Below are 15028 nucleotides of genomic sequence, written 5' to 3'. Positions count from 1 at the left end.
TTTTATTGGGTTAACCCGTCACGATAGTGTTTATCTAAACGCTGCCAATCGTTTTGCTGCCAATGAAAGTTGCTATTGCGGCTTTGCTCTTTTAAAAAGGAGCGCTGTAAGCGAGACATATTGCTTTGTTGCCATTTTTTATGGGGAACTTTTATTTCGCCACGGTCAAAGTCGATAATGTAAACATCACCAGAGTCATCAAATAAAATATTATTAATATTTAAATCAGCGTGATAAACCCCTTTACTATGAAATTGGGCAATAGTTTGTGCTATTTTTTTTATCTCAGCTTCACTCAATGTGCGTTCAATCAGTATATCTAATATACTTTTAGCGCCGCTAACCGCTTCAGTAATAATATCACCTCGGTAAATGAAGCCATAGCGACTCACTTTAGCTGCAATAGGCTTTGGTACATTTAAGCCTAACTCTATTAATCGAGTCATTAAGCTAAATTCTTGATAAACACGCGTTTGCTCTAGTCCCCAATATAAATATTGGTCACTAAGTAGTTTTCCTATTAGGCCGCCACGCCAATAATGGCGCAACACAGCCGTTAAATCTGCGTGTTTAAAAAACCATGCGGTTGCACGTCCCTTTTTAGCGCCAACAATTTTTTGCTGTTGCTGCCAGAAATTGGGCTCAAACCAATCTAACTCTATCTGGCTGCTATATTGAGGATGGCTCAAAATGACATGGTTATTTTTGACGTGTTGATTAAACATAGCTCATAGGGTTCGCGTTAATATGTGCACATATTAACGTGTTTTAACGCTAAGGATAAGTACTTGCAATGACGCGATTATAATTTAAGATCAGGTTTTATTATTTTACCTCCAAGGAAACGTGTGACTTCAGCGCCTACTTACACTTCAATTTGTATTTTACGTCTTTCTGCTATTGGTGATGTATGCCATGCAGTAAGTGCGGTACAAGCTATTCAAAAAGCACACCCAAATGCCAAAATTACATGGGTTATAGGTAAGGTCGAGGCGATGCTGTTAGCTGACTTACCAGGCGTTGAGCTTGTTGTATTTGATAAAAAACAAGGTAAAGCGGCACTGAAACAGTTAAAGCAAACCTTTAAAGGGCAGTGTTTTGACGTACTGCTTAATATGCAAGTGGCTTTAAGAGCAGGTTTTGTTGCTCGCTGTATTCCTGCCAAAGTTAAAATTGGTTTTGACTGGGCTCGTTCAAAAGAGCTACATAGTTTATTTATTAATAAACGCATTAAAGCCCAATCTCAGGCGCATGTTTTAGAGGGATTTAAAGGCTTTGCCCAAGCGATTGGTGTTGATGATTATGTCCCTGTATGGAATATGCCCTTTACCAACAAAGATCAAGCTAAAGCTGATGAGCTGTTAGGTGACGATTATTTATCAAATAAGCTATTTGTTATTTCGCCAGCAGCAAGTAAAGCACAGCGTAACTGGTTAGCCGATCGCTATGCTGCGCTTGCGGATTATGCACATACACAGGGGTTTAAAATAGTATTAACTGGTGGACCGACTGAACTGGAAATTAATTTAGCAAATAACATCATTAAACACTCTGATTCACCCATTCTGAACTTGGTGGGTAAAACAAAACTCAAAGAATTATTGTGCTTACTTAAACGGGCAAGCTTAGTACTTGCGCCCGATACAGGCCCAGCTCATATGGCGGTGACTGTGGGTACGCCCGTTATTGGTTTATATGCGCATTCAAACCCTGCGCGTACGGGGCCTTATTTATACCAAGACTATGTTGTTGAGGTTTACCATCAAAACTTAGTAAAGCAAACAGGTAAAATCGCCGAGCAATTGCCTTGGGGTACTCGTGTTAAAGGCGATGATTTAATGAGCCAAATAACCACCGATGCAGTAAAACAAATGTTTGATCATGTTGTTAAAAAAGAGTCGCTGTTATGAATCAAGAGAACACTAACAAGGCGCTTTTTTTAGATCGTGATGGCGTAGTAAATGTTGATCATGGTTATGTGTTTAAAAGCGAAGAGTTTGAATTTATAGACGGTGTGTTTTCAACATGCAAAGCGTTTTATGATGCGGGCTATAAAATAATTATAGTGACTAATCAGTCAGGCATTGGCCGTGGTTATTATTCTGAGAGCGAATTTTTAACACTTAGCGAGTGGATGAAAGCGCAGTTTAGCGCTCATCAAATTGAAATTACGGACGTTTATTTTTGTCCTCATCATCCTAAAAACGCATTACCAGATTATTTAAAAGAGTGCGATTGCAGAAAACCAGCGCCTGGCATGTTACTTCAAGGAATAGAAGATCATCATATCAACCCTGCGCTTAGTGTGATGGTGGGTGACAAATTAGGTGACATGCACGCTGCCATTAGCGCTAATGTACGTACCAAAGTACTGGTACGTTCAGGGCAAAAATTTGATGACAAAGCTGTAAATTTTGCTGACTATGTTTGTGACTCAATCAACGACCTTCCGGCTTTGTTTGCTGATCTAACGTAGTACACACCTCAAGCCTGTAAACTGGCAGCTTTTCCTGCCAGTTAGGTAATTTGCGACGAATGACAAACAGTGCAATTTGGCGCTTAAACTTTTACAATACCCGCATTATAAATAGCAGCAACACGTCTGCTGTTTAACCCGTTCAACCAAATGGAGATCACAGATGAGAGCATCTGCTTTTTTTAGCCAATTACAACAGCAAATCGAAGACGTTAAAGCGGAAGGTTTGTACAAGAATGAACGTGTTATCACTTCGCAGCAGCAAGCTCAAATTGAAGTGGCATCAGGCGAAAAAGTTATTAATTTTTGTGCTAACAACTACTTAGGTTTAGCTAACAGCCCAGAGCTTATTAAAGCGGCGCAACAAGGCTTAGATGACCATGGCTTTGGTGTAGCGTCTGTGCGTTTCATTTGTGGTACACAAGATATTCATAAAACGCTCGAGAAAAAAATCAGTCAATTTTTAGAAACTGAAGACACCATTTTGTACTCATCATGTTTTGATGCCAATACGGGGTTGTTTGAAACCATATTAGGTGCAGACGATGCGATTATTTCTGATTCATTAAACCATGCTTCTATTATTGATGGGGTACGTTTATGTAAAGCAAAACGTTTCCGTTATGCAAATAACGATATGGCTGATTTAGAAAAGCAATTAATCGCAGCCGATGAAGCCGGTGCTAAAACTAAATTAATTGCAACCGATGGCGTGTTCTCAATGGATGGCGTTATTTGTAACTTAGAAGCTGTATGCGACTTAGCTGATAAATACGATGCACTTGTTATGGTTGATGACTCACATGCCGTTGGTTTTGTTGGCGAAAACGGTAAAGGTACACCTGAATACTGCAACGTGCTTGATCGTGTTGATATTATTACTGGTACCTTAGGTAAAGCACTAGGTGGAGCCTCGGGTGGTTATACCTCAGGTAAAAAAGAAATTGTTGAATGGTTACGTCAGCGTTCTCGTCCTTACTTATTCTCAAATTCATTAGCGCCTTCAATTGTAACGGCGTCAATTAAAGTGTTAGAAATGCTTGAAAATGGCGGTGAGCTTCGCGCTAAGCTATGGTCAAATGCTAAATACTTCCGTGAGCAAATGGAAGCGGCTGGTTTTACCTGTGCAGGTAAAGATCATGCGATTATTCCTGTGATGCTAGGAGACGCCAAAGTAGCGTCACTTATGGCTGATAAGCTATTGGCTGAAGGGATTTATGTAACCGGCTTTTCATTCCCTGTTGTACCAAAAGGGCAGGCGCGTATTCGTACCCAAATCTCTGCAGCGCACAGCAAAGAACAGCTTGATACAGCCATTGCAGCATTTACCCGTATTGGTAAAGAGATTGGTGTTATTTAATTTTCTTGTTAAATCGCGGCTGAAGTCGCGATTTTTTAATTGAGTGTGAATTATGAAAGCATTATCAAAGTTAAAAGCAGAGCCAGGCATTTGGATGACAGATGCACCAAAGCCTGAAGTGGGTCATAACGATCTGTTAATTAAGATTCGTAAAACGGCTATTTGTGGCACCGATGTGCATATTTATAAGTGGGATGAGTGGGCACAAAACACCATACCGACGCCTATGGTGGTTGGCCACGAATACGTGGGTGAAGTAATCGACATGGGCCAAGAGGTGCGTGGTTTTGAGATTGGCGACCGTGTATCAGGTGAAGGTCATATAACCTGTGGCCATTGTCGTAACTGTCGTGCTGGGCGCGTTCACTTATGTCGTAATACAACAGGGGTCGGTGTAAACCGCGAAGGCGCATTTGCAGAGTATTTAGTGATTCCTGCATTTAATGCGTTTAAAATCCCAGATAATATTAGCGATGAACTTGCCTCTATTTTTGACCCATTTGGCAATGCAGTACATACCGCATTATCGTTCGATTTAGTCGGTGAAGATGTCTTGATCACCGGTGCTGGCCCAATTGGTATTATGGCAGCAGCAGTGGCTAAGCATGTGGGTGCACGCCATGTGGTTATTACTGATGTAAATGAATACCGCCTAGACTTAGCACGTAAAATGGGCGCAACGCGTGCTGTAAACGTCGCGAATGAAAAGCTTGAAGATGTAGCTAAAGAGCTGGGCATGACTGAAGGCTTTGATATTGGCCTAGAGATGTCAGGTGTACCAAGTGCATTTAATGCCATGCTAAATAACATGAATCATGGCGGCAAAATTGCCATGTTGGGAATTCCACCTTCAGATATGGCGGTCGATTGGAATCAAGTTATTTTTAAAGGCTTAGTGATCAAAGGTATTTACGGTCGTGAGATGTTTGAAACTTGGTACAAAATGGCTAGTTTGATTCAATCAGGGCTTGATTTAAAACCAATTATTACTCATCAGTATTCAATAGATGACTTCCAAGCTGGCTTTGATATGATGATTTCAGGCCAATCGGGTAAAGTAATTCTTAACTGGGATTAATTACCCCTTGTTAAGAGAATTAAAGGCGGCATTTGTCGCCTTTTTTGTAATTATAAGAGAGTACTATGGCATTTAAACATATATCAATCGCACAAACCCTCGAACTACTCGATAAAGAAGATGTAGTGATTGCTGATATTCGCGATCCTAATTCGTATCAAGCGGGTCATATTCCGGGTTCAGAGGCATTATCTAATGCGAATATTGCCCAATTTATGATGGAAAAAGAGTTTGACCAGCCGATTATTATTGTCTGTTATCACGGTATGAGCTCACAAGGCGCTGCCAGCTACTTAGTAGAGCAAGGCTTTGAAGATGTTTACAGTATGGATGGCGGTTTTACTGCATGGGAAGCCGCTTACAAGGATAAAGTAGCACGATGATAGAGCTAGGCAGCCTAACTAACCCTCGCGCTGCACAGGGCTTTATAGATTACTTAAAAAGCCAAGGGTTTAGCGGGCAAATTCGTACTGAGGATGGCCATACGCTTGTCATTAGTGTGGCGCCTGAGGACTTTCATGCGGTTCAACCTTTGTGGAATGAGTTTGCTAAAAACCCTAACCATGAACGTTATCAACAAGCATCATGGCAAGTAGGCAGCACGCAATCACCATTAAAATATCAAGGCCAGTCGCTTAATTTAGTCGCGCGGTTTAAAGCCTTAAGTTGGCTTAATCAAAGTGTTAGCATACTGAGTATTGTTGTTTATATTGCCTTTTTATTGGGTGCGTTTGAACCTATTTATATGGCGTTGCAGTTTAACCCTGCGTCACCACTTACCTGGTTAACACCTGCTGTTGTGCATTTTAGCGCTATGCATATTGTGTTTAACTTAATTTGGTGGGTATCACTGGGTGACAACATTGAAAAGCAATGTGGTAAGTCGAGTTTAATTGGGCTGTTTTTAGTTACCGCTTTAATAAGTAATTGGGCACAGTACTTAATGGTCGGTCCTAACTTTGGTGGGCTTAGCGGTGTTGTATATGGGTTGTTAGGCTTTTGTTGGATTTACAGCGCACTTAACCCTAAACAGCCTGCACTGGTTACAACCGCAATTGTTGGTTTTATGCTGGTATGGTTAGTACTTGGTTTTGCAGATGTATTATTTGTTGGAATGGCTAATTGGGCACACTTAGGTGGGCTCGTTAGCGGTATGGCTTTTGCCTATACCGCTCAGCTTTTTAAAACAAAAAGTGCCTAATGATATAAATATTTAGTAAATAAGAGATCACGGATGATCTCATGTCCTGTTTCTTCTTTAAGAAGGCTCTTTAGTTTTTCTGCACTTTTAAGGCGTATTTGCTCGCGTCCTGTTAAAGACTTTATTTTGTTTTCAGGCTCTTTAGATAATATCTCTACTAACGCATCACGAAGTAACGGCGTGTGGTGTTCTACAATGGCAATATCTGATTTTTTATTAAGCATTAAATCAACAGTGACACGTACATAGCCCATTTGTTTACTCGATGGGCCAATGTAATTAGTAATAATGTCTGGCTCAAACCCAAAATAACCGACAGTAGACTCAGCACGTGCCGATAAGCTAGTTAAGCTGACTAGAAGAATAAAAAGGCCTGTAAATACTGTTTTTTTCATTTCAAAAGCGTTTCCGTAAACTGGTTACAAATAGTTTATACTTATTAGTAAATAAGATACAGCAAGATGCTGTTATTTGTTGTGTTTGTAAAAGTACTCTGGATTCAAGTTTGGGATAGGCAATAGCGAGAGTCAAATGCTGATTAGCTTTTTATAATAACAGGGTGTGCTTGGTATTGAGTAAATCGCGCTTTTTCAAATTCGTTGGCAATGTTATGATCTCTTTGATTTTTTTCAAGTAGAGTTATTGTGATTACTTTTCCTCTTTCTTTATCTGCTGATTGGCAGAGTACCGCTCAAGTAACTGGCTTATCTAGCGCTGAGCAAGAGTGGTTATTTGAACCGCATTCTTTAACGGCTAAATTAAAAAGTCAGTCTCAGCGTTTTGCTGTAAAAGTGTTGAGTGAGCAAAAAGTAGACCTTTCGCAATCACAGCAAACGCTATTAAGTGAGCAGGTAAGTACAGTACTTAACCGTGAAGTGTTACTGTTGTGTGATGAACAACCGATTGTTTATGCTCAAAGTTGGTTGCCAGTAACAAGCAATAATACAAACAATCAGCTGCACAATATGGGAGAACGCCCGTTAGGTGATGTTATCTTTCAAGATCCTGCGTTAAGGCGCACTGATATTGAAATTGCTCGCTTTGATGATAATCACCCATTGCAATCACTGGTGAGCGAACTTAATTTACCGAATCGCTCTTTACTGGGCAGACGCAGCGTATTTTCTTTACATAACTATCAATTTTTGGTCTGTGAGGTTTTTTTACCAGGAGCTTACTTATACTCATGAAACTAGCCGCTTTGTCTGTTAATCATATTCCCTATTACATTCAGTTAATGCGAATTGATAAGCCCATAGGCACTTTATTGCTACTTTGGCCAACTTATTGGGCACTATGGATAGCAAATGAAGGGATACCAAGCCTAACAAACTTCATTGTGTTTACCCTTGGAGTAATAGTTATGCGAAGCGCAGGATGCGTTATCAATGACTTTGCCGATAGAAAAATTGATGGCTCAGTAAAGCGTACTTGTCAGCGGCCGCTAGCGACCGGAGCGGTAAGTAGTGGCGAAGCAATTAGTTTGTTTTTATTACTCGTTGTCATCGCTTTTATATTAGTATTATTGCTTAATACCAATACTATTTTGTTATCGTTTGGTGCACTTGGATTAGCGTTTTGTTATCCCTTTATGAAACGTTACACGCAACTTCCTCAAGTTGTATTGGGCGCGGCTTTTGGTTGGGCAATCCCAATGGCTTTTATGGCATCAATAAACTCTTTACCCGTGCAGGCATGGTTGCTATTTATTGCCAATATTTGCTGGACGGTGGCTTACGACACTATGTACGCCATGGTTGATAGAGACGATGATTTAAAAATAGGAGTAAAATCAACCGCTATTTTATTCGCCAGTTATGACCGCCATATTATAGCGCTACTTAACTTTAGCTTTTTTGCGTTGATGGTTTTAATTGGGTTGATGAATCAAATAGGATTTAGTTTTTGGTTGGGATTAGCTGTTGCAGCAATGTTACTTGTGTATCAACAGCGTTTGATTCATTTACGTCAACGAGATGCCTGTTTTAAAGCGTTTTTGAATAATCATTATGTGGGACTTACTGTATTTATAGGCTTATTATTTTCTTACCCCGTTTTTTCTTAACGGGGTGGGTCGATAATACCACTAATTGACGCATTTTTTCTGAACCAACCAGCAATCGAATAGCGGTTATCAAAAGCCGGAAGTACTTCATGCACAAAGCGTTCGCTTTCAAATAATACCAAAGTGCCTGCAGTGGGTTTTATAACCACTTCTATGTCTTTACTTTTTGGCTTGTAAATAACCAGCTCTCCGCCTTTCTTAGGAGAGTTTAAATACAATATGGTGGTAAAAACACGGTTTGAACGACCTTTGAACGCATCTACATGTTTTTTGTAAAAATCACCCTGCGTGTATTTTGCATAGTGACATTCATAATCAAACAAGCCCATGAAAAAGTTACGATTAAGGGTAGTGCGAACTGCTTCCATTACTTGCTGGTAGCCAAGTTGTGCATTTGAGCTGCCATCAAACCAGTAGGTTTTATCTTTACGAACGGAATCATCAATTTGTAAATTGTTTAATCGTCCAATACCGGCAAGGCTAAAGTGAGGATTTATTCTATAGCAATCAGCCATCAACTCAGATATTAAGTCACTATCAATGGCGTTTTCAATAATGGCATAGCCATGCGTTTCAATGTGCTCTAGGTAAATTTCAGCAGCTGTAAAGTTATTCATTAACGCTAGTCATAATATAAGGGAGCGTTAGTGTAGTGAAAAAAAACTTTAATGCCACTAATTTATAGTTGTTATAAAACGCATGGAGTCATTTTTTATGCTCTTGAAACCTTCTTAATTAGCGAGAGTAGGTGGTCAACATGCTCACCTGCCTCTATTTGCTGGCTTGTTTGCACCACAAGTTGTTCATGGCTAATATCGTTATTCGTTTTAAGCTGGATTAAGTTATGGTTTTCTGCCACAGAGCTGGTGTGTTCAATACCTGCAATAGCAAAATGATCTGACTTTTCAAGTCCAGCCATTACCTGCTCGATACTACCTACTTTAATAGTTGAAACTTTATTTAACGAGTCTATTACTTCATTAAGCATTGATTGCACTTGTTTTGACTGCGAAAAACAACTGAACATTGGATAGCTTTCGAGCTCTTTTTTACTAATATCGCTTTTATTTGCTAAAGGGTGTTGTTTTGAACAAAATAAAATAAGTTGATCAGGTAATTGTATATCGCTACCAATGCTATTGACTATTTGCGAGCATACACTAATGTCAATTTCCCCTTGAAGTAACTTTCTATGAAGCTCAGTTTTGTTTTGCAGCTGCATCTCAATTTTAATATGCGGGTACTGACTCAAAAATTCGCCGCAGGTAATTGGCACTATGCTGCTGGTTGTTGTGGTGTAACCAATGACCAGTTTTTTCTCTTCAGTGCCATTAATTGATTGAAAAGCGCGGTGTTTTATTTGCTCTAACTCATTGAGCGTATTTTTAGCAAAGTCGAGGAAAAGCTCCCCTGCTTGAGTTAATTTAACCGAGCGAGTAGAGCGGGTAACAAGTTCGTAGCCAAGCTCCGTTTCAAGAGTTTGAATGCTACGGGTTAATGCAGATGTGCTAATTTGGGTTTGTTCAGCAGCTTGCCTAAAATGACGAAGTAGGCCAAGTGCTACAAACTGTTCTAATTGTTCAAATCTCACTATATAGTCCTTTTTTATAGGTAAGCTAGGGGAATTACAGATTTAATACTGACTTTATATCCCTACAGATCAGTTGAAATAATGTTTTTAACCACTTATTAAGATTAACTTTCTTTTAATCGTATTTAAAGAGAATAGTTGCAAAATGTTGTTATACCTTTGGGTAATGTTAAGTAACTGTTGGGTTTTATCATTAGCCTAATTTGTGCAATTTTATAACAGCTTTATTAAACTCTCAGTTTGTTAATTGCTGTTTTTACTTTTGGGATTAGGCTCAATAAAGTTTTTACTAACTCGGTTACTTAAAGGCTTATTTTCAATGTTTTGTAATTCAATTTCTATGGCATCACAAGAAATATGAATTTCAAATAATGAAGTAAGCAAAGATAAGCTCAAGCAGCTTAAACTAACACCAAATAAAATAATGCCCGTGGTATTAAATTCTATAAATAATGCAAACATAGATAACGTACATAATAAAAAAGAGGCCACTCCGTATACTTGCATGGTCCTTATTAGTTTTATTCGCTTTCTAAGATTAGTTATTTGCGCCACTACAACAGGACGAATAGACTCACCTTCACGGGCATTCAATTCTCGTATTAGTTGCGCAAGCACTAAAAATCGGTTTGTATAGGCAAGTAATAACAATGAGATGGCTGGAAAAAGTAAACCTGGGGTAGTTAGCGTCATAATGTGTCCTTAAATCATATTATTTGCTTTAGGTTACGCGGGCTTATCGTACACATAAAGTAAATGAGGTGGATATTGCAAAATACTAATAATAGCCAATCAAATGTAACATCATTTGATTGGGTGACGCTTTATAATGCAGAAAATAGTTTAGAGGCCAATATAATAAAAGGACTGATTCTTAATGCGGGAATTGAGTGCCAAATAAAAGGTGAAATACTGCAAGGCGCAATGGGCGAGATCCCATTTGAACAAACACAAGTAAGTGTGCAGGTTTATGCGATAAAAGAGCGCCATGCACGTGAAATATTGGTAAACTATCAGCAAGTAAAACAATCCGCTCCAGATTGGGTGTGCCCTAATTGTAATGAGCATAATGGATCAACATTTGATTTTTGTTGGTCATGTGGGACCTTAAAGAATGACAAAAGCGAATAATTTTCAGCGTATTAGAGAGTTAAATTATTTACAAAAAGCGGTATTGGCCAGTGCGTTAATAGAGCGTATGTTGCCTAATTATGGACTATTTAGTGAGGCTACCGGCTTTGGCGATGAGGTTATTTTACGCAATGCTTTAAATGTATGTTGGGAAAAAATACTCCTTCCTAAAAGTAAAATTGATTTAGAAAAGCAAGTTGAAAAAATAGAACCTAATGTTCCTGAACTTGCCGATTTTGATATGTTTGGTACCTATCCTGCAATCGATGCTGCCACCTCATTACTGAGTTTAATGCATGGCCTTTTAGCACAAGATGAGCAAGAGTTTGTTAATGTGAGTAAAATATCACAGGCCACCGTAGCTCGCTTTATTGAGTACCAAATGACGGTTGAAGGTGATGTTGCCGATAACAAAGCGGTGCGTGAACACCCACTGATGCAATACGAAATAGAGGTATTAGGTGAACTAATTGATTTTGTAGAAGCAATGGGGCGTATCACTGCTGAAAATGTGAAAGCATTGAAAAAGCATGTCCTTGCTGATGGCCAAACTAACATTGGTTTAGCACTGTAAGTTATTTGTTTTAAACACCTTGTTAGGTGGCAGGAGAATTAACAATGCGAATTTTAGGCATTGAATCATCATGCGATGAAACTGGTATTGCTATTTATGATGACGAAAAAGGGCTGCTAGCCCATCAATTATATAGCCAAGTAAAAGTACATGCAGACTATGGTGGTGTAGTACCTGAACTTGCCTCGCGCGATCACGTACGTAAAACATTGCCGCTTATTGATGCGGCATTTGCGCAAGCGGGTTGTGGGCCTGAAGATTTAGATGGTATTGCTTATACGGCAGGGCCAGGTTTAGTAGGGGCTTTGTTAGTAGGTACCTCAATTGGTCGCTCTTTAGCATATGGCTGGGATATCCCAGCGGTTGCAGTGCACCATATGGAAGGGCATTTATTAGCGCCAATGCTTGAGGAAAACGTCCCCGAGTTCCCATTTATTGCCTTATTGGTTTCTGGCGGTCATACCATGATGGTAAAAGTTGCTGGTATTGGTCAATACGAAGTATTGGGTGAGTCGGTAGATGATGCTGCTGGTGAAGCATTTGATAAAACAGCCAAGTTACTTGGGCTTGATTATCCAGGCGGCCCTCGTTTGGCTAAAATGGCTGAACAAGGTGTTGCTAAGCGATTTGTTTTTCCGCGTCCAATGACAGACAAACCTGGCTTAGATTTTAGCTTTAGTGGCCTAAAAACCGCCGCTTCAATTGCTATTCGTGAAAACGACAGTGATGAGCAAACAAAAGCAGATATTGCTCATGCATTTCAAACGGCCGTTATTGATACTTTAGTAATTAAGTGTAAGCGCGCATTAAAACAAACCGGTATTAAGCGCTTAGTAATAGCCGGTGGCGTAAGTGCTAATACGCAATTACGTTTGCAATTAGAGCGTGTGATGCAAGGTATGAAGGGCGAAGTGTTTTACCCTCGTACTGAGTTTTGTACTGACAATGGTGCAATGATAGCGTATGCCGGTATGCAGCGTTTAAAAGCGGGGCAGTTTGCTACGCTTGATATGAAAACTAAACCGCGCTGGCCAATCGATAGCTTAGAAGCAATATAGTTAACCAGAATTCAGGTTAGTTATTACTTCTTATCATCTGTAGGGGCTTGTTTAGTCCCTACTTTTGGTTCTTCCCCTTTAAATAAACGCACAATATTAGTGCGATGCCTAATAATGATCAGTAGCGTAATAAAGGTCACCGGTAAGGTGTATAACGGTTTTATCCACCATGTGTATAAAGGGGCTAGCGTAACGGCCACTAACGCGGCAAGGGATGAGTAACGAGTAATCGCGACAATCAGCAACCAAGTACCAATCAATAACCCTCCTAAAGAAAGCCCTATCGGTAGTAACGAGCCAAATGCAGTTGCAACCGCCTTACCGCCCTTAAAACTAAAAAATAACGGGTACATATGCCCTAGGCATGCAGCAACGGCGATTAAACCAAGCTCTAATGGCTCGAGTTTTAAAAAATAAGCGCCCCAAACAGGGATTGTGCCCTTTAAAATATCGAAGACTAAAACTAAGCATGCAGGAAGTGACCCGCCTAAGCGGTAAACATTGGTTGCACCTGGATTATTGGAGCCATGCGTGCGTGGATCGGGGAGTTTGAATAGCCGCGACACTAAAATGGCCGATGAAATCGAGCCGAGCAAATAGGCTAAAACAAACATTAAAATGACTAACACGCGCTTCCTTATTTTTTAATCATTACTTTTAAGCTATTATTGGCGTCAAAATTTACGGGCTTCTTAAATTACTCGCAATTTTGTAACGATTCTATTGTAGAAGTAATTTTAGTATATTTAAACACTGATTAAAGTATATACAGTATTAATTTGATTGATACAATATGTAATTAACTCAGTGACTTGTTACAGTCATTTGGAGTATCAATGGACAAGGTATTTATATCACAATTGCATGTCGAAACGATTATCGGGGTGTATGATTTTGAAAAGAAAAGTAAACAAAGCCTGTACTTTGATATTGAAATGTTAAGCGACATCAAGCCCGCAGCGCAAAACGACGATATTAACTTGGCACTGGATTACGCTAAGGTAAGTGAGCGTGTTATCGAACACAGTACGGCTAAACCGGTAGAGCTTTTAGAAACACTGGTGGAGCAATTAGCGCAAATCATTTTAACCGAATTTAATACCCCACAAGTGACAATAAAAGTAAGTAAGCCCGCTGCAGTTGCACAAGCGCAAACCGTCGGTGTAGAAATAACGCGTAACAAGGCTCTTGCTTAAATGGCGCAAATATTTATTAGCTTAGGGTCGAATATTAATAAAGCAGAGCATATCAGGCGTGCTTTAGTGGCGTTAAATAAACATTTTAAAAATACACAACATTCTTCGGTGTTTGAAAGTGAAGCGGTGGGTTTTGCCGGTAATAACTTTTACAACTCCGTACTTGCTGCCACTACCGATATGGCGCTTGAAGATGTGTGTGCGTTATTAAAACAAATAGAGCGCGATAATGGTCGCAAAGCAAATGATAAAAAATTTAGCCCGCGCACCTTGGATCTCGATTTACTCTTTTACGATGATGTCATTTGCGAGAGCCCAGCTCAACTACCACGTGACGAAATTACCAAAAATGCCTTTGTATTACAGCCTTTAGCAGAGGTGGCTCCTGATTTTTATCACCCTGTAGCAAAAAAAACGATTGCCCAAATATGGAATGCATATAACAACCCTCAACAAAAACTATGGAAGGTGGAGTTTTCTAACCCATGAGTATTATAGAAATAATTGTTTTAGCCCTAATTCAGGGATTTACTGAATTTTTACCTATATCGAGTTCTGCACACTTAATTTTACCGTCGCAAATTTTAGGCTGGGAAGATCAAGGCTTGGCATTTGATGTTGCCGTTCATGTAGGAACGTTAATTGCTGTTGTTATTTATTTTCGTATAGAAGTGGCCGATATACTCGGTGCTTGGTTTAAATCGTTTGGTGCACAAGGTACAACAGATGACAGCAAACTAGGCTGGTGGATAATTTTAGGTACTGTGCCTGCCGCTATTTTAGGGCTATTGCTAAAAGATTTTGTTGAACTGTATTTGCGCAGTGCATGGGTGATTGCGACCACAACAATCGTATTTGGTCTATTGCTTTGGTACGCCGATGCCAAAGGTAAGCAAATAAAAACAATCTATCAGCTAAACTGGAAAACGGCCCTCATTATTGGCTTTGCACAGGCCGTTGCAATGATCCCTGGCACTTCACGTTCAGGTATTACCATGACAGCGGGTTTAATGTTAGGTATGAATAAGCAAAGTGCAGCGCGCTTTTCGTTTTTATTAGCTATTCCAATCATTTCAATGATGGGCCTTTATTACACAGCAGAGCTAGCGCTTGGCGATCATATTGTTGATTGGACTGCTTTATTGTTAGGTGTAGTGCTGTCGTTTTTATCAGCTTATGCTTGTATTTTTATGTTTTTAAAAGTGATTGAGCGAATGGGAATGCTACCATTTGTTATTTATCGTTTATTATTAGGTGTCGGTTTAATATTCTTTTTAATGCTATAAGCTATTAATCTT

At 39.6% G+C, this 15028-nt stretch carries 20 protein-coding genes; 14 read left to right on the top strand and 6 right to left on the bottom strand.

The genetic code is table 11. The annotated features are described in order from the left end of the window. Positions 1 to 2: 2 nt before the first annotated feature. Complete coding sequence (locus ACTRWE_RS04450; protein ID WP_008468205.1) at positions 3 to 725, bottom strand: 3-deoxy-D-manno-octulosonic acid kinase; 723 nt, start codon at positions 723 to 725, stop codon at positions 3 to 5. Between the two features lie 123 nt (positions 726 to 848). Here ACTRWE_RS04450 and ACTRWE_RS04445 point away from each other — a divergent pair, with 123 nt between their 5' ends. The 6 genes from ACTRWE_RS04445 (at position 849) to glpG (ending at position 6115) form a co-directional block, all read left to right on the top strand. Continuing rightward, positions 849 to 1910, top strand: coding sequence for a glycosyltransferase family 9 protein (locus ACTRWE_RS04445; protein WP_008115590.1), 1062 nt, complete (start codon positions 849 to 851; stop codon positions 1908 to 1910). Beyond that, positions 1907 to 2476: a D-glycero-beta-D-manno-heptose 1,7-bisphosphate 7-phosphatase gene (gene gmhB, locus ACTRWE_RS04440; RefSeq protein ID WP_008115591.1), complete on the top strand. Its 570-nt coding sequence runs from the start codon at positions 1907 to 1909 to the stop codon at positions 2474 to 2476. The genes ACTRWE_RS04445 and gmhB overlap by 4 nt, the downstream gene beginning before the upstream one ends. 163 nt (positions 2477 to 2639) lie before the next feature. Further along, a complete protein-coding gene (locus ACTRWE_RS04435; RefSeq protein ID WP_008468203.1) occupies positions 2640 to 3836 on the top strand; it encodes a glycine C-acetyltransferase in 1197 nt (398 codons plus the stop codon). 52 nt (positions 3837 to 3888) lie between these two features. Next, positions 3889 to 4914: an L-threonine 3-dehydrogenase gene (tdh, locus tag ACTRWE_RS04430; RefSeq protein ID WP_008468202.1), complete on the top strand. Its 1026-nt coding sequence runs from the start codon at positions 3889 to 3891 to the stop codon at positions 4912 to 4914. Positions 4915 to 4979: 65 nt separating this feature from the next. Beyond that, positions 4980 to 5297 (top strand): thiosulfate sulfurtransferase GlpE, encoded by a 318-nt coding sequence (glpE, locus tag ACTRWE_RS04425; protein ID WP_033104018.1) that lies wholly within the window; start codon positions 4980 to 4982, stop codon positions 5295 to 5297. Then, complete coding sequence (gene glpG / locus ACTRWE_RS04420) at positions 5294 to 6115, top strand: rhomboid family intramembrane serine protease GlpG (protein ID WP_262976673.1); 822 nt, start codon at positions 5294 to 5296, stop codon at positions 6113 to 6115. Before glpE ends, glpG begins: the two co-directional genes overlap by 4 nt. Here the strand turns inward: glpG and ACTRWE_RS04415 are convergent. Continuing rightward, entirely contained in the window at positions 6112 to 6510 is a 399-nt protein-coding gene (locus tag ACTRWE_RS04415; protein ID WP_076922989.1) for a flagellar basal body-associated protein FliL, read from the bottom strand. The two genes, glpG and ACTRWE_RS04415, sit on opposite strands and share 4 nt — an antisense overlap. Before the next feature lie 249 nt (positions 6511 to 6759). On the opposite strand from ACTRWE_RS04415, the gene ACTRWE_RS04410 reads away from it, so the two are divergent. Continuing rightward, a complete protein-coding gene (locus tag ACTRWE_RS04410) occupies positions 6760 to 7305 on the top strand; it encodes a chorismate--pyruvate lyase family protein (protein ID WP_462879556.1) in 546 nt (181 codons plus the stop codon). Beyond that, positions 7302 to 8180, top strand: a complete 879-nt coding sequence (ubiA, locus tag ACTRWE_RS04405; protein WP_008468194.1) for a 4-hydroxybenzoate octaprenyltransferase — start codon at positions 7302 to 7304, stop codon at positions 8178 to 8180. The genes ACTRWE_RS04410 and ubiA overlap by 4 nt, the downstream gene beginning before the upstream one ends. Here the strand turns inward: ubiA and ACTRWE_RS04400 are convergent. The 3 genes from ACTRWE_RS04400 to ACTRWE_RS04390 form a co-directional block, all read right to left on the bottom strand. Further along, positions 8177 to 8797 (bottom strand): 2OG-Fe(II) oxygenase, encoded by a 621-nt coding sequence (locus ACTRWE_RS04400; protein ID WP_138562527.1) that lies wholly within the window; start codon positions 8795 to 8797, stop codon positions 8177 to 8179. The genes ubiA and ACTRWE_RS04400 overlap by 4 nt on opposite strands. 95 nt (positions 8798 to 8892) lie before the next feature. Then, positions 8893 to 9771 carry a LysR family transcriptional regulator gene (locus ACTRWE_RS04395; RefSeq protein WP_008468191.1) on the bottom strand — a complete coding sequence of 293 codons (879 nt, stop codon included), beginning with the start codon at positions 9769 to 9771 and terminating at the stop codon, positions 8893 to 8895. A gap of 243 nt (positions 9772 to 10014) precedes the next feature. Then, positions 10015 to 10464 carry a DUF2721 domain-containing protein gene (locus ACTRWE_RS04390; protein WP_008466063.1) on the bottom strand — a complete coding sequence of 150 codons (450 nt, stop codon included), beginning with the start codon at positions 10462 to 10464 and terminating at the stop codon, positions 10015 to 10017. A gap of 75 nt (positions 10465 to 10539) precedes the next feature. Between ACTRWE_RS04390 and ACTRWE_RS04385 the strand changes: the two genes are divergently transcribed. Genes ACTRWE_RS04385 through tsaD form a run of 3 tightly spaced genes read left to right on the top strand, consistent with a single transcriptional unit; the run spans position 10540 to position 12534 of the window. Continuing rightward, positions 10540 to 10902, top strand: a complete 363-nt coding sequence (locus ACTRWE_RS04385; RefSeq protein ID WP_008466062.1) for a putative signal transducing protein — start codon at positions 10540 to 10542, stop codon at positions 10900 to 10902. Then, complete coding sequence (locus tag ACTRWE_RS04380) at positions 10886 to 11476, top strand: YjaG family protein (protein WP_008115608.1); 591 nt, start codon at positions 10886 to 10888, stop codon at positions 11474 to 11476. Before ACTRWE_RS04385 ends, ACTRWE_RS04380 begins: the two co-directional genes overlap by 17 nt. Before the next feature lie 44 nt (positions 11477 to 11520). Then, positions 11521 to 12534, top strand: a complete 1014-nt coding sequence (tsaD, locus tag ACTRWE_RS04375; RefSeq protein ID WP_008466060.1) for a tRNA (adenosine(37)-N6)-threonylcarbamoyltransferase complex transferase subunit TsaD — start codon at positions 11521 to 11523, stop codon at positions 12532 to 12534. A gap of 23 nt (positions 12535 to 12557) precedes the next feature. Here the strand turns inward: tsaD and plsY are convergent, their stop codons facing one another. Then, on the bottom strand, positions 12558 to 13163 hold the full coding sequence (gene plsY, locus ACTRWE_RS04370; protein ID WP_008466051.1) for a glycerol-3-phosphate 1-O-acyltransferase PlsY: 606 nt from the start codon (positions 13161 to 13163) through the stop codon (positions 12558 to 12560). A 207-nt stretch (positions 13164 to 13370) separates the two neighbouring features. On the opposite strand from plsY, the gene folB reads away from it, so the two are divergent. Genes folB through ACTRWE_RS04355 form a run of 3 tightly spaced genes read left to right on the top strand, consistent with a single transcriptional unit; the run spans position 13371 to position 15016 of the window. After that, positions 13371 to 13730, top strand: a complete 360-nt coding sequence (folB, locus tag ACTRWE_RS04365; RefSeq protein ID WP_013464292.1) for a dihydroneopterin aldolase — start codon at positions 13371 to 13373, stop codon at positions 13728 to 13730. Beyond that, entirely contained in the window at positions 13731 to 14219 is a 489-nt protein-coding gene (gene folK / locus ACTRWE_RS04360; protein WP_008466048.1) for a 2-amino-4-hydroxy-6-hydroxymethyldihydropteridine diphosphokinase, read from the top strand. Then, on the top strand, positions 14216 to 15016 hold the full coding sequence (locus ACTRWE_RS04355) for an undecaprenyl-diphosphate phosphatase (protein ID WP_076922996.1): 801 nt from the start codon (positions 14216 to 14218) through the stop codon (positions 15014 to 15016). The genes folK and ACTRWE_RS04355 overlap by 4 nt, the downstream gene beginning before the upstream one ends. The last annotated feature ends 12 nt before the right edge of the window (positions 15017 to 15028 follow it).

Source organism: Pseudoalteromonas sp. G5_S1_54_S4 (assembly GCF_054968565.1).
This window is presented reverse-complemented; position numbering and strand designations above follow the sequence as displayed.